This window comes from Bacillus sp. JK106, assembly GCF_053663355.1.
On the sequence record NZ_JBSJQC010000001.1, the window covers coordinates 689,606 to 714,045 of the forward strand.

Here is a 24,440-nt window from a genome sequence, read left to right on the forward strand (position 1 = left end):
TGTATATTCTATCAATTAAGGGAGATTTTCTCACTCGTTACCAGATATATACCATTTAACAGGATTTTATTTTACAAATAAAAGAAAAATAAATAGATAATACCTAATTCACAAAAGGATGTAAAACTCATTTATCAAATTTTAACTTTTGTTATAATTGCGATATCGATCGATATTTGTTTTAAATTGTAAAAAACAATACTCTTTTCTATCTATTAGGGGGCGAAAAATGAATACTGTCACAAAAGAAGCCAGCAACCTTGGTCAAAAACGGCTGTTACATCTGATTGAAACGAAGCAGGCGATAGTAGGCGTGTTAGGCATGGGATATGTGGGATTTCCTCTTGCGCTGGAATGTGTCGATAAAGGATACAATGTGATCGGATTCGACAAAAACAGTGAAAAGGTTTCCTTGTTAGCCGCCGGAAGCAGCCATATTCAAGATATAGAGGACGGCAGACTGAACTCGGCTTTACAAACAGAACGCTTTCAAATCAGCGCCGACATGTCGCTCATCCAAAAATGCGACATCATTGTGATATGTGTACCGACACCCCTGAACAAAAAAGACAAGATCCCCGATTTAACCTACATCGACAGTGCAGTTGACAGCATGATCGCTTATGGAAGGCAGCATCAGCTTTTAATTTTAGAAAGCACCACCTATCCCGGAACAACGAAAAAAAAGATTGCCGACAGAATGGCATCAAGCCGCGGCATGAAAATAGGAACAGACTTTTTTACGGCTTATTCTCCGGAAAGAATCGATCCGGGCAACAGGCAATATGAAGTTTCAGATATTCCTAAAGTAGTCGGCGGAACCACACAGACTTGCACAGAACTTGCCTCAGCGTTTTACAACACCATTGTTACAAGCATTCACCCGGTCACCTCACCCGAAGTAGCTGAAACAGCTAAACTCCTAGAGAATACTTATCGTTATGTCAATATAGCTCTTATCAATGAAATGGCGCTTAATTGCCGTGAACTTGATATTGATATATGGGAAGTCATCTGCGCGGCGGACACGAAGCCGTTCGGCTTTCAAAAATTTATCCCTGGCCCCGGAGTCGGAGGCCATTGTATCCCGATTGATCCTTTTTACTTCAAATGGATCGCGAATGAAAAAGGACTGCAGACAAAATTAATTGATCTGGCGGACGAAATCAATTCTAACATGCCGATTTCTGTCTCTGACTATGCTTTGAAACTGGCGGGCAAAGACAAATGCAGCATCTTAATAATAGGGGCCGCTTATAAAAAAAATACAAATGACCCGCGTGAATCCTCAGTGTTTACGATAATGGAAGAATTGATGGACAAGGGATGCGCAAAAATTGATTATCATGATCCGTTTATCAGCGAGATCCGCTTGAATGACGGAAGCCGCAAACAATCTGTCCCTTTCACAAGAGAACAAATCAATCAGTACGACGTCATCATCATTCATACAGATCACGATGTAATCGACTACAGTATTTTGAAGGATGCCTCACCGATTATCTTTGACACAAGAAATGTATGCAGGGAAAAATCAGCCGACAATTGCAGAGTTGTCACTTTATAAGGAGGGAACGGTCATTAGTAATCGATTTATCTCTTTTCACAGACCTGATATGACAAACGAAGAAATCGCAAGCGTAACCGAAACGATTCAGTCGGGCTGGATTTCGAAAGGCCCGAAGGTAATCGATTTTGAGAAAAAGCTGGGAGAATGTATTGGAGCCGAACACGTCATCAGCTGTAATTCAGGCACTGCTGCATTACATATGGCTTTATTGGCGCTCGGTGTGGGAGAAGGCGATGAAGTCATCGTGCCGAGCTTCACGTTCTGTTCCAGCGTCAATGTCATCCTGCACGCCGGAGCCGTTCCTGTGTTTGCGGATATATGCGAGAAAAGTCTATGTGCCGATCCTGAAGATGTCAGGAAGAAAATAACGCCGCGCACAAAAGCGGTAATTGCGGTTCATTTTGCCGGCTATCCGGCTGATCTGGAAAACTTGCAGTCCATTTGTAAAGAAAACGGATTGTATCTGATTGAAGACGCCGCTCATGCGCTCGGTACAAAATATAACGGAAGCATGATCGGCACTCATGGAGATGCCGTGTGCTTCAGCTTTTATGCCACCAAAAATATTACAACGGGGGAAGGCGGAGCACTCGTCATGAAAGACGAACAGGCCGCAGAAAGAGCGAGGCTGTACGGCTGGCACGGCATCACAAAAAATGCCTGGAACCGGTACGGTGAAAAAGGCAGCTGGAGATACGACGTGTTACTGCCGGGCTTTAAATATAATATGACGGATATTCAGGCCGCGCTCGGTCTGGTTCAATTGAAGCGTGCAAACGAAATTCAAGAAAAACGGGCACAGATCGCTCAATTTTATGTACGTGAACTGTCGGGCCAATCTGACAAAGCAGCGCTTCCGCTTTCTGACATTCCAAACGGCATAACGCACTCATGGCATTTATTCATTTTGCGGATCCGAGAGAACGGCGGCATGGACAGAGATCTGTTTATTGAGAAAATGAAAGAAAAACAGATCGGGCTCAGCGTGCACTTTATTCCCGTGCATATGCATCCTTACTATCAAAAACATTTTCCTGCCGAGCTTCCGGTTACTGAACGTGTTTTCCGGGAGATCGTGTCACTGCCTCTTTACAGCCAGTTATCAGATGAGGATTGCAGCTATATTGTCAAGTCTATAAAAGAAGTTTTGACTATCAGCCAGGAGGTAGGATCATGAAACATATTGCGATTATCGGAGGAGCCGGTTTTATCGGAAGCGAATTGGCAGCATTATTACAGGCTAAAGGTTATCACACCATTATTGCAGACCAAAAGGAGCCCGATTTTGACACTGAATACCGCCAAACGGATATCCTTGACCGGACATCCCTCCGCGAATCACTGCGGGGAGCGGATGCGGTTGTCCATTTGGCGGCAATGGTCGGAGTGGACAGCTGCCGAAGCAATGAAGAAGACGTCATACGGGTCAATTTTGAAGGAACGAAAAATGTCACCGAGGTATGCGGTGAATTGGGAATCAGCACACTTCTTTTCTCATCGAGTTCAGAAGTGTTCGGCGATTCACCGGATTTTCCTTATACCGAGACAAGCCGAAAGCTTCCGAAATCGGCTTACGGAAAAGCCAAACTGCAATCAGAGGAATATTTGAGAGAACAGGCTTCCGACGAACTTCATATTCGGGTCGTCCGGTACTTTAATGTATACGGGCCGAAACAGCGCGAGGATTTTGTCATCAACAAGTTTTTCAGCCTGGCCGAGAATGGCTCTGAGCTGCCTCTTTACGGGGACGGCGGACAAATACGCTGCTTCAGCTACGTCAGTGATATCGTCACCGGAACTTATCTCGCGCTCATTCATGAAGGAGCCGTCTTTGAAGACTTCAATATCGGAAACGACCAGCCGATCACGATAAAAGAACTGGCTGAAAAAGTCAATGTGCTCTCAGGCAGAGAGAAGGATAACTATTTGTTTAAAAAGCTGGGCGAAGACGGCGTGAGGGGAAAAGACATCGAGATTTTTAAACGGGCGCCGTCAATCGAGAAGGCGAAACGTTTACTCGGTTACGATCCAAAAGTAAGTCTGAATGAAGGCCTGGAGATCATAAAAGATGAAAGACAAAAGCACAAACTTTCACTTTCCTGAAAACCCGGAAGTAGTCAAATATCCCGTTTATCCCGGACAGCTTTCCGTCAGGGGCCGTCTGCGCGCGGTGAAGCACTTGCTTACTGCCGGACAAAGCAGACTGACTGAAAAACTGGAAAAACGGTATGGAAAAGGGGTTGTGCTGACCTCCAGCGGCAGTGCGGCACTGGTGCTCGCCTTAACTTATTCGGGAGCCGGGCCGGGGAAAGAAGTGATTTTCTCATCCTTCAGCTGCCCGAATGTCATTGATGCCGTAGTGCAATCCGGTGCAACGCCTGTTTTTGCGCAGCTGGATGAGCATCTTTCTTTATCGTTTGAGGATGTCAAAAAAAAAGCGACGCGGCAGACGTGTGCGGTTATCCTCACGCATGTATACGGACGGAGAGAAAATACCGCCATCATTGACTGGGCGAAGGAACACGGTATTTTTGTCATTGATGATGCCGCTCAAGCCATGTTTACAAAACAAGCGGATACATATGCCGGCGGTCTGGGCGATTTGGGCATTTTAAGCTTTGGCCCGTCAAAACCGCTTGCGAGTATCGGAGGCGGCGCGTTAATCGCGCCGAAAGAATTGCTGAAGCAAAATGCAGCTCCCCCGATGGAACGGCGCGGCCGAGTAGCAAATGACTATCGATCCTATATCAGAAATCAAAGAATACAGGCTGTTATGAAACGGAAACGGCATCATCCCGTTTCATATATTTATAGAAAAGCGGGCATCATGCCTTCCATGAAAGCCACAAAGCTAGAAGCTCTGCCGGATAAACCGGCTCTTGTACCGGTGCTTCGCATGCATCCGGCAAGGGAAGCCATTATTGAAGATCAGCTTTCACGTATGGGTCAGCTTGTAACAGCCTCACTCCGAAACTTACAAGCGGCGGGAGAAATCTTTATAAAGGCGGAAGAGACGTACGGCATAAAGATGATCCAGCCTCAGGAAGGAGAACATCTGAATTATTTAACGATTGTATTCCCCCGGGATGAAGAGCGGTACGGGTGTTCCGTTTATTTAGCCGAAAGAGGCATCCAAACATGCTGGAACTATCTTCCCCTCGAACGTATTCCGATTTATGAAACATATGCGGCGGAAGAAGGGGAAGATCCGCTTTGGAAAAGAGTTCTTTCTCTGCCGTTTAAACCTCCTCTTCAAAAGGAGCAAGCCAGATATGTAGCCGAATCCGTTTTATCATATTGTGAGCAACAGAATAAGACTGAATAGTGGTGATAACTATGCAAAAAACAGCAGTATGCACGACCCGTCAGGTATGGGATCGGGCCGCTGACATGTATCAGGCGGGATTGTTTCAAAGCTATGATTGGGGAATTCTCATGGAAGAGCTTCCCGGCACGTCATTTCACCCTGTCAGACTGACAACGGACGGAGGACAGGTCATCTATCTTCCGCTTTTTGAACAGAAGGGCGTATTATCCGGCAATATGATCGGATACGGCGGCGTTATTTCAGATCGCCCCATCTCATTTGAATGGCTTCAAAGTGAAATCGAGGCCATATTCGGCCGGAACATATCCCGGATGCTGCTGCCGTACGGTCAGACTTCTTTTACAGAAGAAATCGGGGAAGGGTGGACGGAAAAGGCGACACGGATTCTTACGCTTCCGGACACGTTTGACGAACTTTGGACGGGCATTTCCGGAAAAGCCCGGACGGCAGTCAGATACGCTGAAAAAGAGAATATTGTCACCCGGCTGATCGGGCGACAAGAACTTGGCGCGTTTTATGACCTCTACAAAGAGCATACGTCGGCAATCGGCGCGGCTTATGTGCTGAGCCAGGGATTTTTCCAAAAACTGCTTGACACGTTTGCTGACCGGATGTTTTGGGTCGGAGCATATCAGGATGAGACGCTGATCAGCAGCAGTATTTTTCTCTATGACCGCTCTCATTTCTATTATTGGCAGAATGTAAACAGCCTGGCGGGAAAAAAAGCGCAGGCCTCTTACTTGTTGATGCGTGACGCTTTGCAATTCGCCATCAGCCGCAAGCTTCAATGGGCTGATTTTGGCTATTCACACAGTAAAGAAATCGCAAGACCGAAACGATATTGGGGAGCTGAAGAAAAACAATGCCGACTTTTTACGAAACCGGAATGAAAACAATAAGCGGCCATCAATCCAGTTATCTGCCGTGGTACGGTTTTTTTGAAAAAATGTATAAGTCGGATCTGTTTGCCATTCATGACACGGCTCAATTTGAGAAAAAAGGGTTTCTGAACCGCAACAGAATCAAAACGCCGCAGGGCCCCAGATGGCTGACGGTGCCTTTGCAGATGAAACAATATAAAGACATAGAGCTTCGGCATATGAAAATCGACCAGACACAGGATTGGCGGAAAAAACATTGGATGGCGATTAAGATGAACTATGCGAAAGCTCCCTATTTTGAGCGGTACCAGCATTTTTTTCAAGATGTCTATCAGAGGGAGTGGGAATATCTCCATGATTTGAATATGCACATCATTGAATTTTTCCGAAAAGAGCTCCGAATTGAAACGCCGCTCTGTTATGTCTCTGAGCTTGAATGCCGGAAGGAGAAAAAAAGCGATTTTGTTTTAGCGCTTTGTCAGGAGCTGGGGGCGGACCGTTATTATTCAGGCAGTCAGGGTTCCGACTATTTAATAGAAAGCGATTTTGATAGAAACGGAATTGTCATTGAGTATCAGCAGATCCGGCATTTTGACTATCCTCAATTATTCGGGGAGCATATCCCTCACCTCTCCATGCTTGATATGCTGATGAACTGCGGAGCGGATACAGCTGAAATGTTAGTTAAAGGAGGGCAATATGATGAAAGTAATGGTATTTGCAGCGCATCCCGACGATGAAATTATCGGCGTCGGCGGCACGCTCGCCAAACATGTCCGCCAAGGTGACAGCGTGTCGGCAGTCATTATGGCGGAAGGCAAGTCATCAAGAAAAACGGATTATGAGAAGCCTGAAGAGTCCGTTATGCAGCATTCTGCTCAAGAAACGGAACAAGCGCTCAGCACTTTGGGCATCCATGATTTTGTCAGGCTGAACCTTCCTGATAACAGAATGGATTCAATGGATTTGCTGGATGTCGTGAAGGAAGCGGAGAAACAAATCAATCGTTTTCAGCCTGACATTGTGTATACCCAGTACGGCGGTGACATTAATATTGACCACTCCGTCGTATTCAGAGCGGTCATGACCGCAACCCGTCCGCTTCCCGGCCATACGGTAAAACGGGTTTTTGCCTATGAAACATTGTCTTCGACGGAATGGAATTACTGTCAGAAGGATCAGTTTCATGCCAACTTCTTCGTTAATATTGAAGCTGAACTTGAAATGAAATTGAAATCGATGGCGTGTTACGGCTCCGAGCTCAGGGACTTCCCTCATCCCCGCTCTTTGCAGGCAATCGAACATAATGCCCGTGTATGGGGAGCAAAATCGGGTTTTTCCGCTGCGGAAGCGTTTATGCTTGTGAGAGGAACATGGTGACTGTCCTATGATTGCTCAAATTCCGTTTTTCGGACTTGATCCGAAGCAAATCGATGAGAAATGGGTGGAAGCGGGATACGGTCTGGAAGCCAATATTTTTGACGGCCGCTCCTTTAGTGAAGCGGATTATCTCAAAACATTCAATCAGACGCTGGAATATGCAAAACAGCTGGATCCTTCATTATTAACGCTGCATTTCCCGACAGATCATGCCGATTATGTGCATGAAGATCACATCAAAAAACAGCTTTATCACTTTGCGGAGCTCGCTGTGAAATACGGCGCCAAAGGCATAACCGTTCATGCGAATCAATTTATGACGGTTGAGGAATTTCAAGTCTATGACCTGGAAGGAAACCGTAAAAAAATCATTGAATTTTTCGCGGAGTTTGATGAGCAGCTGAAAGGGACGAACATTTGGATCGGTGTGGAAAACCTTCCGATCATCGGGAATCTGGGAGAGGATTTTGATCCGATTTTCATTTATCCTGAGGATTTTACAGAGCTGGTTCAGCTGGATCTGAAGCATGTCGGTATTACGTGGGATCTGTGCCATTGGGCGATTACCTATCAGACTCACTTGTCTTCCGCGCTTATGTTCAGAAATGACCAGCTGAGATACCCGGATTTCTTTCAGTTTCTCTCGATAAAAGAGAGTATTAAACATTATCACTTCAGCTCATTTCGCCAGCTTGCGTTCCCGCATGGCGGCGTCCGCTGTTTTGAGGGCCGCCATCCGAGTGAAGGGACGATCGCTGAGGAGCTGCTGAGACGGGCTGCAGATACTTTGCAGGAGCTTTATCGGAATCAAGATACCGGCATTGTATTTGAGGTGATGGAAGAGGATTATACGGAAAGACGGGAATCATGGAGAACGCTGGAATGGTTCGGCGGTGTTTCTGATGCCGAGGATCAAAAAAGGGCCTGATATGACATATCGAACACCGAACTATGCAAAGCTTTGGTGTGCGCAGGTGTTTTCTTCAGCGGCGGACGGGATCTGGCTTATTGCACTGCCGCTGTTAGTGCTGGAATTGACCGGCAGCAAAATTCTTGTCGGCGTTATTTCTTTTATCGAACTCGTGCCGTTGACATTTGGCGTGCTGGCGGGACCGCTGATTGATTTATTCCGAAAAAAGTCGATCTTGTATTTGTGCAATACGGGCCGGGCCGTCATCATGATCCTCTTGGCGGTGCTCAGCGCGAACGATTTATTAACCGTGTGGATAGCCGGGGTGTGCGCTTTTTGTCTATCTCTGCAATCGATGCTGTTTGCGCCGGCGAAAGTCGCGATCATTCCGCTGCTCGTCCGCAAACAGCATCTTGATCAGGCGACATCTCTGATCAATACGAGTGACTTGATCGGACTCATCGTCGGAAAATTGATCAGCGGGATCATGATTGCGGCTATTCCGTTCGGGCTGCTGTTTGCCATAAACGGAACTGCTTTTTTTATCTCCGCGGCATTTATCGCGTTCATTCGTATTTCAGAACAGCCCAATGAAAAAAGCAACGGGGCTGAAGATGTAAAAGCCGGTTACAGAATGCTGAAAGGAAATGCGGCATGGCTGACATCGGTCGGATACTTTTTCGTCGTAAATCTCGTCATTGCCGGTCTTATTTCAGTAATGGGGCCGATTCTTGCTGTGGAGCGTTTTCAGCAGAACTATTCTGTATGGTTTGCCGTCATGTATTCAATGTTTCAGGCGGGGATGCTTTTGGGCAATCTGGCCGTATTTTTCAAATGGAATACAAAACGCTTGAACCGGCTGTACCCGCGGACGTTAACGGCAGCGGGACTGCTCATTTTGGTGCTGTTTTTTCCGCTTCACGGGTTTGAGTGCATCATCTTCCTGGTGCTCGGCATCATCATCTCGTATATTGATGTGCAAACGGTGCTGTATTTCCAAAAGACGGTTCCGGCCGCATATTTCGGAAGGGTCTTTGCACTGATTTTTTCCATTGTCAAAATGGGTGAACCGCTGTCGGCCGCTGTCTACACAGGGCTTCTGCTGTTGATGAATGCGGATTATATTTTTGCGGCGGTCGGACTGACCCTTACGATCGTTTTTGCTGTTTTTTCAGTCAGACAAGGGAGTCAAAGAAATACAGAGAAACAAGCGGATCAATCTGTTTGAACGTTAAACGAAAGGGCGCCGATATCAGCCGGCGCCCTTTTATCATAAATCCAAATAAAGCCGTATCATATCCCGGCATTGAATGCCGTTTTCAAAAATGTCTTCATCATAATGTCTGATAAAAAAATCATGGTCGACAGCCTGAATGCGGAATCCGCATTTTTGATAGAGTGACAGCTGATGAATACTGGAATTTCCGGTGCCGATTTCAATCGTGTCAGCTCCCGATTGTCTCGCTTTTTCAATGGCATCTTGCACCAGCTGTTTTCCGAATCCCCTGTTCTGCAGCGATTCTTTTACCGCGATGTTTACGATTTCTATCGTTTTAGGCCTTGTTTGCAATAAGACGTAAACCCCTGCAAGCTCGTCTGACGTCCAAGCCGTATAGCATTCTCCTCTTACAAGATAATCATCGACAATCTCTTTCGACGGATCGGCCAGCAGCAATAGTTCATACAGCGCTTCATCCGGCTCCGCGGCTTTTCGGATGCTCAGTTTTTGCATGTCTGTTTCTCCTCCTCCGTTATGATCGACAGCTATTTTTCAAAATAACTCCAAAATCATTCTACTTTATTATAAAATATGAAACATAGGAAAAGTTATACAAGTTTTGCAGATTGAATAGGAGGAAAGTCATGTTTTTTTGTAAGTATTGCGGCCGACAGAACAACGAAGAGGCGCATTTCTGTAAAGAATGCGGAAAACCGATCGGGAAAGGAAGCCGGCTTGAACGGCAGGCGGCTGTAAGAGCGGCTGAACCTGCTTCACAAATGAGAAAGCCGATCCCTAAAAAAACGCTCTTCATATGGGGCGGCATTGCCGCAGCGCTGATCTTATTGATTGCCGCATATAAAACCGGAGCCTGGCTGACATCTGAAAAAAGGCTCACAGATCAATTCGAACAGGCGGTTCATGACGGGGACACGAAAAAGCTCGCAGCCCTGCTCACTCCTTCAGACAAAAAACTGAAGCTGAATGAGACCAATGTCAAACCGCTCCTTGCATACGCAAAGAAACACGATGAACTGCTGGCAACGCTTCGCGGCAATTCATCAGAAAAAGATGCGGTATACGTCAAAAAAGAGGGTAAAACCCTTCTATTGTTTGACCATTACGAACTGAAAGTCGATCCGGTTTATTTCCGCGTCACCAGCAATTATAAAGGCGCCGATCTTTATATCAACAGCGAGAAAACAGGGACGGTCAAAAAAGCCGATGAAACCCAAATCTTCGGCCCGTATGCACCCGGTGTCTACACGGCGGAAGCCAAGCTTAAAAATGACACGGTTGACGTTGTCAAAAAGCAAGAGGCAGAGGCGGCCGGCAGCCGGAATGTTGATTTTGACCTGCCGTTAGACGCCGAGGATGTGACGTTCACTCCGGCAGACAGCTTCAAAAACGCGAAAGGCGATCTGCTGATAAACGGCAAGTCCGTCCATAAAGATCCGTTTAAATCCGTTACATACGGTCCGCTCTTAACTGACGGTTCCATGACAGCCGCCGTGGAGGCTGATTTTCCTTGGGGAAAAATGAAAACTGCCGATGTTCCGATCAACAGTACTGATGTGGACTTAACGCTTATCCCGGATCAAGATACACAACAAACAATCATGGACACGATTGTCAAAACAACGAAGCAGTATACAAAAGCGATGGCAGACGGAAATACCGATCAGATGACCGAGGCTGGTTCCGCCTGGAAAGAGCAGACGAAAGAAGTGGTATCCGGCATGAAGAGTTCCGGCACCTTTTTGAAAGATCAGTATAAAGAGACAAGCTTTGATCTGGATTCATTTGCGATTTCTCAAGAGAACGGCCGCTGGCAAGCAACTGTTACGGGTAAAGAGCTTCATGAGTCTGCTTATTTCGACGGGAATACGAAGCCTGATATGGAAGAGGCTGAGCCGAGCTTTCATTATGTACTCTCATATGATACAAAACATAAAAAATGGGTTTTCGAAAAAGCTGACCCTGCCTCAGATTCTTCTGGGACCAATGTAAAAAAAATAAAAAACGACCAGCCGAAAACCTATACATCCGCATGGGCATCTTCCAAAGGAAATACAGCTTCAGGCAGCGTGACAAACGAGCAAGTCACATCGTTTATGACTGATTACCTGACAAATCAATCAAGCGCCGTCAGCCTTAACAATTTTGCCATCATGGCGGGCAATTTAGAAGAGGGAAGCCCTTTGTATGCTGATCAGCAGAAACTGGTCAAAAAACTGCACAGCGAGGGCACGACCGAAGTATTTAATGAAGTGAATGTCAAAAGCTTTTCACAGAAAGGCTCTCATCTGACGATTCATACGTACGAGGAGTTTTATATTACGAAAGCCGGCGGCAGTCCGAAGCTCAGAACATACAATTGGACGTATGGCGGCGTTGTCAAAGACGGAAGAATTTATTTAACATCCATTCAATAAAAAAACCCCGCGCCAATCAGGCGGCGGGGTTTCCGTTTTTAAAAGAAGAAATAATTCATGAGTTCTTTCATATAATGCTTGATCGTGAATTGAAACGTTACGCAAATGATCAAATAGATGACGATAACAGAATAAATGATATCCGCTTTAGCCGTGAGCTGATGCTGATAGCTCGCCAGCATGAGCGGAGGCACGGCAAACGCCGCTCCTAAAAGACCGACAGCCAGAATGGTAAAGCAAACGGTTGTATGAAGCAGCATAAAAATGAGGGCAAGAAGCAAAATAGCTGTAAACGGAATCAAAAATGCTCCGAATCTGGACAGCGAATCTTTAAATGACACCTGCGCGCCGCCGGCCTTCAAAGCGATAAAAATCAAGAGATACAGGCAAAAAACGCATAATGCAAAGGTAAGCGCCGGTTTGATCACAACCGCGGTAAAACTGACATCACGAAAGCCGTCTGATAAGAGAATATAAAACATAATCGGCGTCAGCAGGCAGAAAAGCACCATGTTGATGATGCTGCTGACAAGCTGTTCGCCGCCTGTCGTTTTACATGTTTGATACGGTCTCTTTAACACATCAAGCACGAATAAGGCAAATTGCTTTGAAGCCTGTTTAGCCGCGGCGCCGGCCTGAGCGGCCTGACTCTGTGTTTGGCCTGCGCCTCCCTGCCCGTGCTGGAGCGCACCGCACTTTTCACAAAATTTTCCGCCATCAGTATGATGGCCGCATTGGGAACAATACATTCTAAAACTCCTTTTACAAGTAATATAGGGATTTTGTTCAATATTTACATTATAAAAGAAAATAGGACGGATGTAACGGAGTTTTCTAAAGATATATAAATCACCTTCTCTATGAAATGATAATAGAGAAAAAGTACCCAATATGGTAGAATTTTATTGGAGCTGACAGATATCATGTCTCTCGGCGCATTGATTCAGAGTGAAAAAGGAAATTAACGCATGCTAAAAAAATTGAAAATGCTTTATCGGCTGTTGAAATTCGGAAAAGGCTTATGGAGATAGCAAACAGAAAAAACCGTCCTTACAAGGACGGTTTTTTCTGTTTTCCGGATCGTCCGGCTGAGGTTATAAAAAGCAGACCCCGGGGTAAAAATCATGCATAAGAAACAGCGGAGAACAAAACATAACTCAATAATGGCAAGTCATAAGGAGGTACGCATGTTTTCATTCATCATTCATGTCTTCATTTCACTGTTTGCAGTCTCCAATCCCATCGGAAACGTGCCGATTTTTCTTTCACTGACGGAAGGATACCCGGAGAAAGAACGGACAGCGATCGCACGCAAGGCTTCCGTGCTGTCGTTTATCATCTTGGCGGCTTTTTTAATCTTCGGCCATCTGATCTTTAAACTGTTCGACATTAATATTCATGCCTTGCGTATCGCAGGCGGTATTTTTATTTTCGGCATCGCTTATAATCTTTTAAACGCGAAACAATCACATGTACAGTCCCTTCATCATGAAGAGAAAGGGGAAAGCAAGGAGAAAGCCGATATATCCGTGACGCCTTTGTCGATTCCGATTATCGCCGGTCCCGGTACGATCGCGACGGTGATGAGTCTGTCGGCCGGCCATGGCGGCATCATCCATTACATTAGCGTGCTTATCGGCATTGCGGCCGTCATCGCGATGACGTTCATCTTCTTTCACTATTCTTCTTTCATCAGCAATAAGCTCGGGAAAACCGAAATGAACGTCATTACCCGACTGATGGGGCTGATTTTGGCGGTGGTGGCGATCGGCATGATCGGCGCCGGTCTGAAAGGCATGTTCCCGATATTGGTTTCCTGACTTAAAAAAGCAGCACCCGGTTATCTTCGGGTGCTGCTTTTTTCTATTTTCGGCACATGCTGAAACACTTCTTCACTCTCAAAAAATTCTATCAAACGGCTCAGCCAGTCATAATAATGGAGCCAATCCGTCAGTTCATCCAAAAGCTGACGGGCTTTTTCTTCAATATCGGGACTGAGATTTTCCGATTCCAGAAGCTCAGTCAGCTCGCGGTTCAGCTTTTTATAGAGCATTTTGTTTTTGCTGACCGCCTTTGTCCAATTTGCCGTAAACAGGGAGATAAACGTCTGGTAATAATCACGCTCCACGTCGTAAAGGTCTTTGCGAACGCCTTTTTCAAACACTTTTTCCGCCAGATTGGCATCAGTCATTTCACGGACCACCTGGCTCATCCTCGTTTTGCTCATCCCGGTCGCCTCTGACAGCTCATTTAACGTCATCGGCTTGCGGTTCATATAAATAATACCGAGCACACGACCAAGTGTGGCCGGCATTCCGAATGTATGCATATTCTCGGCGATTCTCTCAATGAGATGCTCTTCAGCATGCCCGATGATATCAAGAGCGTTTTTTTCCACGGCTGATCATCCCTTCACTGGCTTTTCATGCTGACAATATATCATATTTTTTACAGTTGATGAAAAAGATGATGCGGCAGGATATGCGAGCTATCGGGAGCGATTGTAAGAACATCCGCATTGTCAGCGGGATAACATGAAAAAATACGTATATTGTATATAATTTCAACACATTGTAAACTTTTTATTTTACAAATTTCATCTTATAATAAAGATTATACTTTTCAGAAAAATAACGGAACCCTTCGGAGGTGCACGGATTGCTGAGATTAGAAAATGTATCGAAAGTCTATAAAGGCGGAAAAAAAGCTGTCAGCAGCATTGATTTAAATATCGAAAAAGGCGAGTTTATTTGTTTTATCGGGCCGAGCGGCTGCGGAAAAACGACGACGATGAAAATGATTAACAGACTGATTGAGCCGTCATCCGGAAAGATTTTTATCGATGGCGAAAACATTATGGAGCAGGACCCGGTGGAGCTGAGACGGAAAATCGGCTACGTCATTCAGCAGATCGGACTTTTCCCTCATATGACCATTCAGCAGAACATTTCCCTCGTGCCGAAACTGCTGAAATGGCCGGAACAAAAGCGGAAGGAACGGGCGCGGGAGCTTTTGAAGCTCGTCGATATGGGCCCGGAATATTTAGACCGCTATCCTCACGAGCTGAGCGGGGGACAGCAGCAGAGAATCGGCGTGCTGCGCGCCCTTGCAGCGGAACCGCCTCTTATTCTTATGGATGAACCGTTCGGCGCGCTTGACCCGATTACACGGGATTCCCTTCAGGAAGAATTCAAAAAACTGCAAAGAACATTGAATAAAACGATTGTGTTTGTAACCCACGATATGGATGAAGCCATTAAGCTGGCTGACCGGATCGTCATTTTAAAAGCGGGAGAGATCGTTCAGGCCGGCACTCCTGATGACATTCTCCGGAATCCGGCTAATGAGTTTGTCGAAGAATTTATCGGCAAAGAACGGTTATTGCAATCAAGACCGGACATTGAGCGCGTCGAGCAGATGATGAACAAAAAGCCTGTCACCGTTACGGCGGACAAAACGCTTTCGCAGGCGATCCAAGTGATGCGGGAGCACCGTGTCGATTCCCTGCTTGTCGTTGATGACCTGAATGTGCTGCAAGGGTATGTCGATGTCGAGATCATTGATCAGAACCGGAAAAAAGCGAGCCTCGTCGGCGACGTGCTACGCTCTGATCTGTATACGGTCGAGCAGGGTACACTGCTGCGTGATACCGTACGCAAAATTTTAAAGCGCGGAATGAAATATGTACCCGTCGTTGATGAACAAAGGCATTTAGTCGGAATTGTCACGCGAGCGAGCCTTGTCGACATCGTTTACGATTCAATCTGGGGCGAGGAAGACCAGCTGGTGACAGGCTGACAAGGGGAGGAATGCTTACAATGAATGAAATGATCAAGTTTTTGCAGACGAACGGCGGAGAACTGTTATATAAAACGTGGGAGCATTTATATATTTCGATCATCGCCGTCATATTAGGCATTGTCGTCGCCGTTCCGCTCGGAGTGGCGCTGACGAGAATGAAAAAGGGCGCAGGCGCCGTCATCGGCGCCGTCAATATTGTGCAGACCTTGCCGAGTCTCGCGATACTGGCGTTTTTTATCCCGCTGTTAGGCGTGGGAAAGGTGCCCGCGATCGTCGCGCTGTTTTTCTATTCGGTGCTGCCGATTCTCCGAAACACGTATACCGGCATTCAAGGCGTAAACAAAAATCTGCTGGAATCGGGAAAAGGCATCGGGATGACGGTCTGGGAGCAGATCAGGCTTGTGGAACTGCCGCTTGCGGTTCCGGTGATCATGGCGGGCATCCGCACATCCACCATTTATCTGATCGGCTGGGCGACGCTTGCTTCCTTTATCGGGGGCGGCGGGCTCGGAGACTATATTTTTATCGGCCTGAATCTCTATCAGCCTGAATATATTATCGGCGGCGCCGTGCCCGTCACCATTTTAGCCATTATCATTGATTATCTGCTGGCGGCGACGGAACGGAAGGTGACGCCGAAAGGGCTGAAAGGACTGAAGGAAGTATCATAAGGAGTTGGCTGTTTTGAAAAGAAACCAAAAGAGATGGATGTGCGCACTGGCGCTGTCGGCTGCTCTGCTTCTGGGCGGCTGTTCCCTTCCCGGCCTGAGCGGGGCTTCCGATGATACGATTAAAATCGGGGCGCAAAGCATGACGGAATCAGAAATTATCGCCAATATGATTGCACAGATGATTGAGCACAATACAGACTTGAATACGGCATTAATTAAAAACCTCGGATCGAACTATGTCCAGCAGCAGGCGATGCTCGGCGGTGAAATCGATATCGCCGCGACGCGCTACTCGGGAACGGATTTAACGAGCACCCTCGGCATGGAAGCGGAAAAAGACCCGAAAAAAGCATTATCTATCGTCCAGAAGGAATTTGAGAAACGCTTCCATTACAAATGGTTTGATTCTTACGGATTTGAGAACACATACGCTTTTACCGTCACGAAAGAGCTTGCGGAAAAAGACCATTTAGACAAAGTATCCGATATTAAGAAGTATGCGGATCAATTTAAGCTCGGTGTAGACAATGCGTGGCTGAAAAGAAAAGGCGACGGCTATAAGGGCTTCACCGACACGTACGGCTATGAATTCGGCACAACCTATCCGATGCAGATCGGACTTGTATACGATGCCGTGAAAAACGGGAAAATGGACGCCGTCCTCGCTTATTCAACGGACGGACGGATTAAAGCGTACGATCTGAAAATTTTAAAAGACGACAAGCAGTTTTTCCCGCCGTATGACTGTTCGCCGGTCATTCCCGACAGCGTGCTGAAGCAGCATCCTGAACTGAAGGGCATTGTGAATAAACTGATCGGCAAAATCGATACGGAAACGATGCAGGAATTGAATTACGAGGTGGACGGCAAGCTGAAAGAACCGTCCGTCGTCGCTAAAGAATTTCTGGAGAAACATCATTATTTTGAATAAGAAATGAGGTGGGGCAAATGGAAGTGCTGCAGCAGCTCGGCACTTATTATTCTCAAAACGGCGTCTATGTGCTTCAGGAGTTTTACCGCCATTTTCTCATGTCGGTATACGGCGTTTTATTTGCGGCGATCGTTGGGATTCCGCTCGGCATCTTCATTGCCAGATACAGAACATTAAGCGGCTGGATATTCGCGGTGACAAACGTGATTCAGACCGTGCCGGCGCTTGCGATGCTTGCGGTGCTGATGCTCGTCATGGGGCTCGGCGCCAATACGGTGATTTTGTCGCTGTTTTTATATTCGCTTCTTCCGATCATCCGGAATACGTACACCGGAATCGCCAGCATTGAACATGCTTATCTTGAATCGGGAAAAGCGATGGGCATGACCAAATTTCAGGTGCTCCGCATGGTGGAGCTGCCGCTTGCGCTTTCCGTCATCATGGCGGGGCTGCGGACGGCCCTTGTCATCGCGATCGGCATTACGGCAATCGGTACGTTTGTCGGCGCGGGCGGGCTCGGTGACATCATTGTCAGGGGCTCAAACGCCACGAACGGAACCGCGATTATTTTGGCCGGCGCCATTCCGACAGCGCTGATGGCCGTTATCGCAGATCTTGTGATGGCATGGCTGGAGCGGGCGCTAAGTCCGGTGAGAAAGAAAAAACGAACCAAAGCGCCGAATGCGGCATGAAAAAAAACGCCTTGCGGGTCAGGGCGTTTTTTTCTTATGGCTTCGGAACATGCTTGAAAATTTCTTCGCTTTCAAAAAACTCGATCAGACGGCTGATCCAGTTGTAGTAATCAAGCCAATCCTTTAATTCTTTCAGCAGTTCGTTGATTTTTTCCTCAGCTTCTTCCGGCACGCCGTTTTCAAGGACGGCCGTCAGTTCGCGGTTCAGCTTTTTATGCATCATTTTATTTTTGCTGACGACCTTGCTCCATGTGGCCGTAAACAGCGTAATAAAGGTTTGATAATAATCCTGCTCGACGTCGTATAAATCTTTGCGGACGCCTTTTTCAAACACTTTTTCCGCCAGATTGACGTCAAGCATTTCACGGACCGCCTGGCTCATTCTCGTTTTGCTCATGCCGGTCGCTTCTGATAATTCAGTTAAGGTCATCGGCTTGCGGTTCATATAAATAATGCCTAAAATGCGCCCCACTGTCGCCGGCATTCCGAATGTATGCATATTTTCAGCGATTCGTTCTATCAAATGATCTTCAGCTTGTTCGATTACGTGTAACGGATCTTTCTCCAACAGTTTCAATCCTTTCAGTCAGCAATTCCGATGTCAATATACCACATTTTTAAACCGGCGGAAATGCTCTTCCGAGAGAATTTGGCAGTAATTCGGAGCAATAAGAAGAACTTTGCCGATCAATACGGGTAAATCAGTGCTTACACAACCTTTATATATAATATGGACAAATTGTAAACTTTTTAATTTACAAAGTTTAATTTATAATGGGAAACGTTCAATTGTCTGAAAAGTTAAATTTGAATTTAACGATTTGAACAAATTTAATATCGGAGGTGTGAGTGTTTGCTGACATTAGAAAATGTCTCGAAAACGTATAAAGGCGGGAAAAAAGCCGTCAACAGCATCAGCCTGAATATCGCCAAAGGCGAATTTATTTGTTTTATCGGACCGAGCGGCTGCGGCAAAACGACGACGATGAAAATGATCAACCGCTTAATTGAACCGACAGAAGGCAGAATCCTGATAGAGGGCCGAAACATTATGGAACAAGACCCGGTGGAACTCAGAAGAAGCATCGGCTATGTCATCCAGCAGATCGGGCTGTTTCCGCATATGACCATTCAGCAGAACATTACGCTCGTTCCGAAGCTTTTAAAGCATCCTGCCGAAAAACGGAAGAAACGGGCGCGGGAGCTTTTAAAGCTCGTTGATATGGGGCCTGAATATTTAGACCGTTACCCTCATGAACTGAGCGGAGGACAGCAGCAGCGAATAGGTGTATTACGGGCACTTGCCGCAGAGCCGCCGCTTATCTTAATGGATGAACCGTTCGGGGCGCTTGACCCGATTACGAGAGATTCCCTTCAGGAAGAATTTAAAAAACTGCAAAAAACCTTACATAAAACCATCGTATTTGTTACCCATGATATGGACGAAGCCATCAAGCTTGCGGACAGAATCGTCATTCTGAAAGCGGGAGAAATCGTCCAGGCCGGAACGCCTGATGAGATTCTCAGATTTCCGGCGAATGAATTTGTTGAGGAGTTTATCGGCAAGGAACGGCTGATTCAATCATCCAGCCCTGATATTGAACGGGTGGAGCAGATCATGAATCCCGATCCCGTGACGGTAACACCTGAGAAAACACTGTCAGCCGCCATTCAGCTGATGCGTGCCGAGCGGGTGGATTCGCTGCTCGTCATTGATGAAAAGAACGTTCTCCAAGGTTATGTCGATGTGGAGATGATTGACCGCAAACGAAGACAAGCGGTAACCGTCGCGGAAGTGCTTGAACGGGATCTGTACACGGTCAGAAGCGGCACTCTGCTTCGCGACGCCGTCCATAAAATTTTAAAAAGAGGCATGAAATTTGTGCCGGTCCTTGATGAGGAAGGCCGGCTAACGGGAATCGTGACAAGGGCAAGCCTCGTTGACATCGTCTATGACTCCATCTGGGGAGAAGAGAATCAGCTTGCGGTGATGTCATGAGGAGGCTTCCATTGATATGAATCAGACCGTGCAATTTTTACAGGCAAATGGAGGAGAGATGCTTTATAAAACATGGGAGCATCTGTACATCTCATTAATCGCCGTCATGGCGGGCATTCTCGCCGCCGTTCCGCTCGGCGTCCTGCTGACGAGGATGAAAAGAGGAGCCGGCGCCGTCATCGGCATCGTCAACATCATTCAAACCTTGCCGAACCTTGCCATTCTTGCGTTTTTTATTCCGCTTTTAGGCGTAGGAAAGGTCCCGGCCGTTGCGGCGCTGTTTTTCTATTCCATGCTGCCGATTCTCAGAAACACGTATACGGGGATTCTCGGCGTCAATCGGCATCTTCTGGAATCGGGAAAAGGAATCGGCATGACGGCATGGGAGCAGATCAGGCTTGTAGAGCTCCCGCTTGCCGCTCCGGTCATCATGGCGGGCATCAGAACGTCTTCGATTTATTTAATCGGCTGGGCGACGCTCGCCTCCTTTATCGGCGGAGGCGGGCTGGGAGATTACATTTTTATCGGCTTGAACCTTTATCAGCCGGAGTATATTATCGCAGGCGCCGTTCCGGTCACGATGCTGGCGGCCGCCGTCGATTACATGCTGGGGATGACAGAACGGAAAGTCACGCCTGACGGGCTGAAAAGCATAAAGGACGCTTCATAAGGAGGAGGTCTCTCATGGGGAATAGATGCAAAAAACGGCTGCTCGCAATCGCCTGTCTCGGCATGCTGCTCCTTGGCGGATGCTCGCTCCCGGGATTGAGCGCCGCATCGGAGGACACCATTAAAATCGGCGCGCAAAGCATGACCGAATCGGAAATCATCGCAAGCATGCTCGGACAGATGATCGAACATCACAGCGGGTTGAAGACAACGGTTATTAAAAATCTCGGCTCCAATGCCGTACAGCAGCAATCCTTGATAAACGGTGATATTGATATCGCCGCGACGCGCTATACAGGAGACGCGCTGACCGGGACGCTTCGCATGGAGCCGGAAAAAGACCCGGACAAAGCGCTGCGGCTCGTTCAGCGTGAATTTCAAAACAGATATGACATGAAATGGTTTGATTCTTACGGCTTTGATAATACATACGTCTTTACCGTTTCCGGACAGCTTGCCCGCAAGTACCATTTAGAAACGGTATCCGATGTCAAAAAAGAAGCGTCTCATCTGAAATTCGGCGTAGATAACTATTGGATGAAGCTGAGAGGCAACGGATATCAGGATTTTATGAAAACATACGGAATGTCATTTGAAGGCACGTATCCAATGCAGATCGGCCTCGTATACGACGCGCTGAAAAGCAGAAAGATGGATATCGCGCTCGCTTATTCCACCGACGGAAGAATCATCGCTTACGGACTGAAAACGCTGAAGGATGATAAGCGTTTCTTTCCTCCGTATGACTGTTCACCCGTCGTTCCGGATCATGTATTAAAAGAGCATCCCGAACTGGAGGGCGTGATCAATCAAATGATCGGCGCGATTGATACAAAGATGATGCAGAAAATGAATTACGAAGTTGACGGCCGATTAAAAGAGCCGTCCGTCGTGGCCAAGGAATATTTAGAAAAACATCATTACTTTGAATAACGGAAAGGAGATGTGCGGATGGACACGATGAAAGAGCTGTTTACGTATTACGCTCAAAACGGCAGCTATGTTCTGTATGAGTGCTGGCGGCACTTTCTCATGTCGGCGTACGGCGTCGTTTTCGCTGCCGCTTTCGCCATTCCGGCCGGAATTGTGACAGCCAGGCACGGGCGTCTCGCCGGCTGGGTGTTTGCTGTGGCGAACGTGATTCAAACCGTTCCGGCGCTTGCGATGCTCGCCGTCCTGATGCTTGTCATGGGACTCGGCGCCAATACGGTTATCACGGCTTTGTTTTTGTATTCACTGCTGCCGATTCTCAGAAATACGCACACGGGCATTATTAATATCGAGCACGCTTATCTCGAGTCGGGAAAAGCGATGGGCATGACGAAATACCAAATCCTTCGTATGGTGGAGCTGCCGCTTGCGCTTTCCGTCATTATGGCGGGTCTCCGAACGGCGCTCGTCATTGCCATCGGCATCACGGCGATCGGCACCTTCGTCGGGGCGGGCGGCCTCGGCGATATGATCGTCAGAGGATCGAACGCGACAAACGGAACCGCCATTATTCTGGCGGGCGCCATCCCGACCGCGCTGATGGCGGTGGCCGCAGACCTGCTGATGGCGTGGCTGGAGCGAGCCCTAAGCCCGGTGAAAAAACAAAAAAGAAAGCTGATCGTACGCTCAGCCTCATGAAAAAAAGCATTCTTCCGCGTGAAGGATGCTTTTTTTGATTTCTTGATTAAATTTTGATAACTGCGCTGTAAAGTCTTACATATCAAATAACAAAGCAGAGGGGTAATCATATGAGCAACATCTTAGAAACGAGACGGCTGCAAAAATCATTCGGCAGACAACAGGCAGTGGCTGATGTGTCTCTATCGGTTAAACGCAACAGTATATACGGCCTGCTCGGTCCGAACGGCGCGGGAAAATCGACGACTCTCAAAATATTGACCGGCATGCTGCAGCAAACATCCGGCGAGGTTCTGTTCGACGGACATACATGGAAGCGCGAAGATTTGAAAAGCATCGGTTCCCTGATTGAAGCGCCGCCGCTTTACAGCAACCTGACAGCCGCTGAAAATCTGAAAGTCCGCTGCGTGATGCTCGGACTGCCTGATTCAAGAATTGCGGAAGTGCTGGAAATCACGGGATTAACGGGAACCGGAAAAAAGCGCGCCGGACAATTTTCCATGGGAATGAAACAGCGTCTCGGCATTGCGTTAGCATTATTAAACCGTCCGTCGCTCTTAATTCTTGATGAGCCGACAAACGGATTGGACCCGATGGGGATTCAGGATTTGCGGGAATTTATCCGCTCCCTGCCCGGACAGGGAATGACGGTTATTTTATCAAGCCACCTGTTATCAGAAGTCGAGCAGATCGCAGACCATATCGGAATCATCAGTGACGGCGTTTTAGGATATCAGGGAGAAATCAGCCGGGAAGACGATCTGGAGCGGCTGTTTCTGGAGGTTGTCAAATCAACACGCGAGAAAGCGGGGAATGGGAAATGATTCAGTACATGCAGGCGGAACACCTTACATCTAAAAGAACATTTATCAGAAAGCTGATCATTCTTATCCCGCTTCTGAACACGGCTTTTTCTTTTCTGCTGAATACGGCTTATTTTATGACGGGCACGTTCAATTGGTGGGCGGTTATTTTCATGCCGCTCATGATTGCTCTAATGTGCGGTTTATCTGTTAAAAAAGAGAAAAAATCTGCGAATGACCGCGCGGTGTACTCATTGCCGGCAGATTTAAAAAGCATATGGCTCTCAAAAATAAGCTTGATCGCGCTGTATTCACTCCTGTCGCAAATCGTCTTTTTCATCATCATGTTTTTACTTGGCCTTGTATTTCCGGCAATTGCTGCGCTGCAGCTGAAAGGCGTTGAAGCAGGCTTCCTTTTATGGCTGACGACGCTTTGGGAAATTCCATTGTGCTTATGGATTGCCAGGCAGTTCGGATTTACGGCAGTCATTCTCGTGAATATGATCGCCGCCTTTGTTTTGGGTATTGTGCCGGCGTCCGGCTCATTGTGGTGGCTGAGCCCATGGAGCTGGTCAGTCCGGGTGATGTCACCGATTCTCGGGATCCATCCGAACGGAATTCCGCTTCCCGCAGACAGCGGCTTATTAAACGGAAACGTGATCTTTCCGGCTATTATTCTTTCTATCCTTTCTTTTATCGCAATAAGTTTGATTTCCGCAGTGTCTTTTTCAAAAGGGGGAAACCGGTCATGACCGTGCTTTTACGATATATGTGGGCCGATGTATTAAAAATGAAGCGCACGCCGTTCATATGGATGCATGTTGCGGCGCCGGTTTTATGCGCGGGATTTTTCCTGTTATATATGATGTATGGAAGGATTCAGGAGCCTTATGTGCTGTACAGCGTCTTCTTCAACGTGATTGCCGTTTTATACCCTTTAATCATCAGTATTGTCTGCGGCATGTCTGCCTCCGTCGAGGAACAGGCGGGTTATTTTCAGATGATGCTGGCGGTTCCGCATTCGAAAATCGTCAGTTTTGCGGGCAAGCTGCTTTTGCTGCTCCTATTGAATGTGTTATCGGCAGGTCTCGCCATCTGTCTTTATTTGGCGGGGTTGAAATTTGTTCTTCACATCAATGATCTCCCGTATCTTCTCTTTTTAAAAGGAGGGGCGTGGCTGATTGCCGGCAGTATTCCGCTTTATATGATTTCTTTTTTTGTCGGCATACAGTACGGCATGGGACCGTCCGGGCTTTTAGGGGGTGCGGGATTATTAATGGCGGCGCTCATGAATACGGGACTTGGCGATATCATCTGGCGTTTTTTCCCGTGGGCATGGAGCGTGCGGCTTTCAGGCCTTGCAGGACTGCTGCATTTTGACAAAGTCAAAAAAGAGTTCCTCCCTTATGTAAGATACGATATGAGATTCGGAGAAATAATGTTATATTTTTCTATAGTGATATTATGTCTGGCCGGCCTCTATTGGTGCAGAAGATGGGAAGGGCGGCGTTCATATGAATAA

General features: G+C 47.1%; 26 protein-coding genes. 22 read left to right on the top strand and 4 right to left on the bottom strand.

Features of this window, described 5'->3' with window-relative positions; all coding sequences use genetic code 11:
- Positions 1-229 precede the first annotated feature (229 nt).
- The 9 genes from ACWJJS_RS03530 to ACWJJS_RS03570 are packed head-to-tail and all read left to right on the top strand — an operon-like array spanning position 230 to position 9,297.
- Complete coding sequence (locus ACWJJS_RS03530; protein WP_326362201.1) at positions 230-1,567, top strand: nucleotide sugar dehydrogenase; 1,338 nt, start codon at positions 230-232, stop codon at positions 1,565-1,567.
- A 49-nt stretch (positions 1,568-1,616) separates the two neighbouring features.
- Positions 1,617-2,747 (top strand): DegT/DnrJ/EryC1/StrS family aminotransferase, encoded by a 1,131-nt coding sequence (locus ACWJJS_RS03535; RefSeq protein ID WP_014305849.1) that lies wholly within the window; start codon positions 1,617-1,619, stop codon positions 2,745-2,747.
- Positions 2,744-3,673: an NAD-dependent epimerase/dehydratase family protein gene (locus ACWJJS_RS03540; protein ID WP_454023319.1), complete on the top strand. Its 930-nt coding sequence runs from the start codon at positions 2,744-2,746 to the stop codon at positions 3,671-3,673. The genes ACWJJS_RS03535 and ACWJJS_RS03540 overlap by 4 nt, the downstream gene beginning before the upstream one ends.
- On the top strand, positions 3,639-4,895 hold the full coding sequence (locus ACWJJS_RS03545) for an aminotransferase class V-fold PLP-dependent enzyme (protein ID WP_454023320.1): 1,257 nt from the start codon (positions 3,639-3,641) through the stop codon (positions 4,893-4,895). Before ACWJJS_RS03540 ends, ACWJJS_RS03545 begins: the two co-directional genes overlap by 35 nt.
- An 11-nt stretch (positions 4,896-4,906) precedes the next feature.
- Entirely contained in the window at positions 4,907-5,788 is an 882-nt protein-coding gene (locus ACWJJS_RS03550; RefSeq protein WP_077722861.1) for a GNAT family N-acetyltransferase, read from the top strand.
- Positions 5,761-6,519 carry a WbqC family protein gene (locus ACWJJS_RS03555; protein WP_076851287.1) on the top strand — a complete coding sequence of 253 codons (759 nt, stop codon included), beginning with the start codon at positions 5,761-5,763 and terminating at the stop codon, positions 6,517-6,519. Before ACWJJS_RS03550 ends, ACWJJS_RS03555 begins: the two co-directional genes overlap by 28 nt.
- The gene (locus tag ACWJJS_RS03560; RefSeq protein ID WP_077722860.1) at positions 6,482-7,159 is read left to right on the top strand and encodes a PIG-L deacetylase family protein; all 678 of its coding nucleotides are present in this window, start codon (positions 6,482-6,484) and stop codon (positions 7,157-7,159) included. Before ACWJJS_RS03555 ends, ACWJJS_RS03560 begins: the two co-directional genes overlap by 38 nt.
- Positions 7,160-7,166: 7 nt before the next feature.
- A complete protein-coding gene (locus tag ACWJJS_RS03565; RefSeq protein WP_077722859.1) occupies positions 7,167-8,087 on the top strand; it encodes a TIM barrel protein in 921 nt (306 codons plus the stop codon).
- The gene (locus tag ACWJJS_RS03570; protein ID WP_003151636.1) at positions 8,062-9,297 is read left to right on the top strand and encodes an MFS transporter; all 1,236 of its coding nucleotides are present in this window, start codon (positions 8,062-8,064) and stop codon (positions 9,295-9,297) included. Before ACWJJS_RS03565 ends, ACWJJS_RS03570 begins: the two co-directional genes overlap by 26 nt.
- A gap of 42 nt (positions 9,298-9,339) precedes the next feature.
- Here ACWJJS_RS03570 and ACWJJS_RS03575 read toward each other — a convergent pair whose 3' ends face one another.
- Entirely contained in the window at positions 9,340-9,801 is a 462-nt protein-coding gene (locus ACWJJS_RS03575) for a GNAT family N-acetyltransferase (protein WP_003151638.1), read from the bottom strand.
- A gap of 131 nt (positions 9,802-9,932) precedes the next feature.
- Here ACWJJS_RS03575 and ACWJJS_RS03580 point away from each other — a divergent pair, with 131 nt between their 5' ends.
- Positions 9,933-11,723: a zinc ribbon domain-containing protein gene (locus ACWJJS_RS03580; RefSeq protein WP_454023321.1), complete on the top strand. Its 1,791-nt coding sequence runs from the start codon at positions 9,933-9,935 to the stop codon at positions 11,721-11,723.
- A 38-nt stretch (positions 11,724-11,761) separates the two neighbouring features.
- Here ACWJJS_RS03580 and ACWJJS_RS03585 read toward each other — a convergent pair whose 3' ends face one another.
- Positions 11,762-12,472: a zinc ribbon domain-containing protein gene (locus ACWJJS_RS03585; protein WP_454023322.1), complete on the bottom strand. Its 711-nt coding sequence runs from the start codon at positions 12,470-12,472 to the stop codon at positions 11,762-11,764.
- A gap of 438 nt (positions 12,473-12,910) precedes the next feature.
- On the opposite strand from ACWJJS_RS03585, the gene ACWJJS_RS03590 reads away from it, so the two are divergent.
- The gene (locus ACWJJS_RS03590; RefSeq protein WP_071392294.1) at positions 12,911-13,543 is read left to right on the top strand and encodes an NAAT family transporter; all 633 of its coding nucleotides are present in this window, start codon (positions 12,911-12,913) and stop codon (positions 13,541-13,543) included.
- 20 nt (positions 13,544-13,563) lie between these two features.
- On the opposite strand, the gene ACWJJS_RS03595 is transcribed toward ACWJJS_RS03590, so the two are convergent.
- Positions 13,564-14,121 (bottom strand): GbsR/MarR family transcriptional regulator, encoded by a 558-nt coding sequence (locus tag ACWJJS_RS03595; protein ID WP_014418904.1) that lies wholly within the window; start codon positions 14,119-14,121, stop codon positions 13,564-13,566.
- Positions 14,122-14,381: 260 nt separating this feature from the next.
- On the opposite strand from ACWJJS_RS03595, the gene opuCA reads away from it, so the two are divergent.
- Genes opuCA through opuCD form a run of 4 tightly spaced genes read left to right on the top strand, consistent with a single transcriptional unit; the run spans position 14,382 to position 17,818 of the window.
- The gene (opuCA, locus tag ACWJJS_RS03600) at positions 14,382-15,521 is read left to right on the top strand and encodes an osmoprotectant ABC transporter ATP-binding protein OpuCA (protein ID WP_062623563.1); all 1,140 of its coding nucleotides are present in this window, start codon (positions 14,382-14,384) and stop codon (positions 15,519-15,521) included.
- Between the two features lie 20 nt (positions 15,522-15,541).
- Positions 15,542-16,195 (top strand): ABC transporter permease, encoded by a 654-nt coding sequence (locus ACWJJS_RS03605; protein ID WP_003151654.1) that lies wholly within the window; start codon positions 15,542-15,544, stop codon positions 16,193-16,195.
- A gap of 37 nt (positions 16,196-16,232) precedes the next feature.
- Positions 16,233-17,126: an osmoprotectant ABC transporter substrate-binding lipoprotein OpuCC gene (gene opuCC, locus ACWJJS_RS03610; RefSeq protein WP_102422576.1), complete on the top strand. Its 894-nt coding sequence runs from the start codon at positions 16,233-16,235 to the stop codon at positions 17,124-17,126.
- A gap of 17 nt (positions 17,127-17,143) precedes the next feature.
- Positions 17,144-17,818: a glycine betaine/carnitine/choline/choline sulfate ABC transporter permease OpuCD gene (opuCD, locus tag ACWJJS_RS03615; protein WP_017418896.1), complete on the top strand. Its 675-nt coding sequence runs from the start codon at positions 17,144-17,146 to the stop codon at positions 17,816-17,818.
- A 34-nt stretch (positions 17,819-17,852) separates the two neighbouring features.
- On the opposite strand, the gene ACWJJS_RS03620 is transcribed toward opuCD, so the two are convergent.
- Positions 17,853-18,386, bottom strand: coding sequence for a GbsR/MarR family transcriptional regulator (locus ACWJJS_RS03620; protein WP_003151660.1), 534 nt, complete (start codon positions 18,384-18,386; stop codon positions 17,853-17,855).
- Between the two features lie 285 nt (positions 18,387-18,671).
- Here ACWJJS_RS03620 and ACWJJS_RS03625 point away from each other — a divergent pair, with 285 nt between their 5' ends.
- The 7 genes from ACWJJS_RS03625 to ACWJJS_RS03655 all read left to right on the top strand — a co-directional run bounded on the left by ACWJJS_RS03625 (position 18,672) and on the right by ACWJJS_RS03655 (position 24,440).
- Complete coding sequence (locus ACWJJS_RS03625; RefSeq protein WP_454023323.1) at positions 18,672-19,817, top strand: betaine/proline/choline family ABC transporter ATP-binding protein; 1,146 nt, start codon at positions 18,672-18,674, stop codon at positions 19,815-19,817.
- A 16-nt stretch (positions 19,818-19,833) separates the two neighbouring features.
- On the top strand, positions 19,834-20,487 hold the full coding sequence (locus ACWJJS_RS03630; protein WP_353575267.1) for an ABC transporter permease: 654 nt from the start codon (positions 19,834-19,836) through the stop codon (positions 20,485-20,487).
- Between the two features lie 14 nt (positions 20,488-20,501).
- Entirely contained in the window at positions 20,502-21,419 is a 918-nt protein-coding gene (locus ACWJJS_RS03635) for an osmoprotectant ABC transporter substrate-binding protein (RefSeq protein ID WP_146284063.1), read from the top strand.
- 18 nt (positions 21,420-21,437) lie between these two features.
- The gene (locus ACWJJS_RS03640) at positions 21,438-22,115 is read left to right on the top strand and encodes an ABC transporter permease (RefSeq protein ID WP_070082385.1); all 678 of its coding nucleotides are present in this window, start codon (positions 21,438-21,440) and stop codon (positions 22,113-22,115) included.
- 110 nt (positions 22,116-22,225) lie between these two features.
- The gene (locus tag ACWJJS_RS03645; RefSeq protein ID WP_070082384.1) at positions 22,226-22,939 is read left to right on the top strand and encodes a lantibiotic protection ABC transporter ATP-binding protein; all 714 of its coding nucleotides are present in this window, start codon (positions 22,226-22,228) and stop codon (positions 22,937-22,939) included.
- A complete protein-coding gene (locus ACWJJS_RS03650; RefSeq protein WP_070082383.1) occupies positions 22,936-23,670 on the top strand; it encodes a lantibiotic immunity ABC transporter MutE/EpiE family permease subunit in 735 nt (244 codons plus the stop codon). The genes ACWJJS_RS03645 and ACWJJS_RS03650 overlap by 4 nt, the downstream gene beginning before the upstream one ends.
- Entirely contained in the window at positions 23,667-24,440 is a 774-nt protein-coding gene (locus ACWJJS_RS03655; RefSeq protein WP_025853836.1) for a lantibiotic immunity ABC transporter MutG family permease subunit, read from the top strand. Before ACWJJS_RS03650 ends, ACWJJS_RS03655 begins: the two co-directional genes overlap by 4 nt.

Bases quoted from the DNA above. Each gene is read 5' to 3' on its own strand.
- ACWJJS_RS03555 (WP_076851287.1), top strand. From the start codon at position 5,761: ATGCCGACTTTTTACGAAACCGGAATGAAAACAATAAGCGGCCATCAA.
- ACWJJS_RS03655 (WP_025853836.1), top strand. From the start codon at position 23,667: ATGACCGTGCTTTTACGATATATGTGGGCCGATGTATTAAAAATGAAG.
- ACWJJS_RS03640 (WP_070082385.1), top strand. From the start codon at position 21,438: ATGGACACGATGAAAGAGCTGTTTACGTATTACGCTCAAAACGGCAGC.
- ACWJJS_RS03650 (WP_070082383.1), top strand. From the start codon at position 22,936: ATGATTCAGTACATGCAGGCGGAACACCTTACATCTAAAAGAACATTT.
- opuCD (WP_017418896.1), top strand. From the start codon at position 17,144: ATGGAAGTGCTGCAGCAGCTCGGCACTTATTATTCTCAAAACGGCGTC.
- ACWJJS_RS03575 (WP_003151638.1), bottom strand. From the start codon at position 9,801: ATGCAAAAACTGAGCATCCGAAAAGCCGCGGAGCCGGATGAAGCGCTG.
- ACWJJS_RS03560 (WP_077722860.1), top strand. From the start codon at position 6,482: ATGAAAGTAATGGTATTTGCAGCGCATCCCGACGATGAAATTATCGGC.
- ACWJJS_RS03530 (WP_326362201.1), top strand. From the start codon at position 230: ATGAATACTGTCACAAAAGAAGCCAGCAACCTTGGTCAAAAACGGCTG.
- ACWJJS_RS03590 (WP_071392294.1), top strand. From the start codon at position 12,911: ATGTTTTCATTCATCATTCATGTCTTCATTTCACTGTTTGCAGTCTCC.
- ACWJJS_RS03585 (WP_454023322.1), bottom strand. From the start codon at position 12,472: ATGTATTGTTCCCAATGCGGCCATCATACTGATGGCGGAAAATTTTGT.
- ACWJJS_RS03580 (WP_454023321.1), top strand. From the start codon at position 9,933: ATGTTTTTTTGTAAGTATTGCGGCCGACAGAACAACGAAGAGGCGCAT.
- ACWJJS_RS03630 (WP_353575267.1), top strand. From the start codon at position 19,834: ATGAATCAGACCGTGCAATTTTTACAGGCAAATGGAGGAGAGATGCTT.
- ACWJJS_RS03565 (WP_077722859.1), top strand. From the start codon at position 7,167: ATGATTGCTCAAATTCCGTTTTTCGGACTTGATCCGAAGCAAATCGAT.
- ACWJJS_RS03570 (WP_003151636.1), top strand. From the start codon at position 8,062: ATGCCGAGGATCAAAAAAGGGCCTGATATGACATATCGAACACCGAAC.
- ACWJJS_RS03605 (WP_003151654.1), top strand. From the start codon at position 15,542: ATGAATGAAATGATCAAGTTTTTGCAGACGAACGGCGGAGAACTGTTA.
- ACWJJS_RS03635 (WP_146284063.1), top strand. From the start codon at position 20,502: ATGGGGAATAGATGCAAAAAACGGCTGCTCGCAATCGCCTGTCTCGGC.
- ACWJJS_RS03540 (WP_454023319.1), top strand. From the start codon at position 2,744: ATGAAACATATTGCGATTATCGGAGGAGCCGGTTTTATCGGAAGCGAA.
- ACWJJS_RS03545 (WP_454023320.1), top strand. From the start codon at position 3,639: ATGAAAGACAAAAGCACAAACTTTCACTTTCCTGAAAACCCGGAAGTA.
- ACWJJS_RS03550 (WP_077722861.1), top strand. From the start codon at position 4,907: ATGCAAAAAACAGCAGTATGCACGACCCGTCAGGTATGGGATCGGGCC.
- ACWJJS_RS03535 (WP_014305849.1), top strand. From the start codon at position 1,617: ATGACAAACGAAGAAATCGCAAGCGTAACCGAAACGATTCAGTCGGGC.
- opuCC (WP_102422576.1), top strand. From the start codon at position 16,233: ATGTGCGCACTGGCGCTGTCGGCTGCTCTGCTTCTGGGCGGCTGTTCC.
- ACWJJS_RS03645 (WP_070082384.1), top strand. From the start codon at position 22,226: ATGAGCAACATCTTAGAAACGAGACGGCTGCAAAAATCATTCGGCAGA.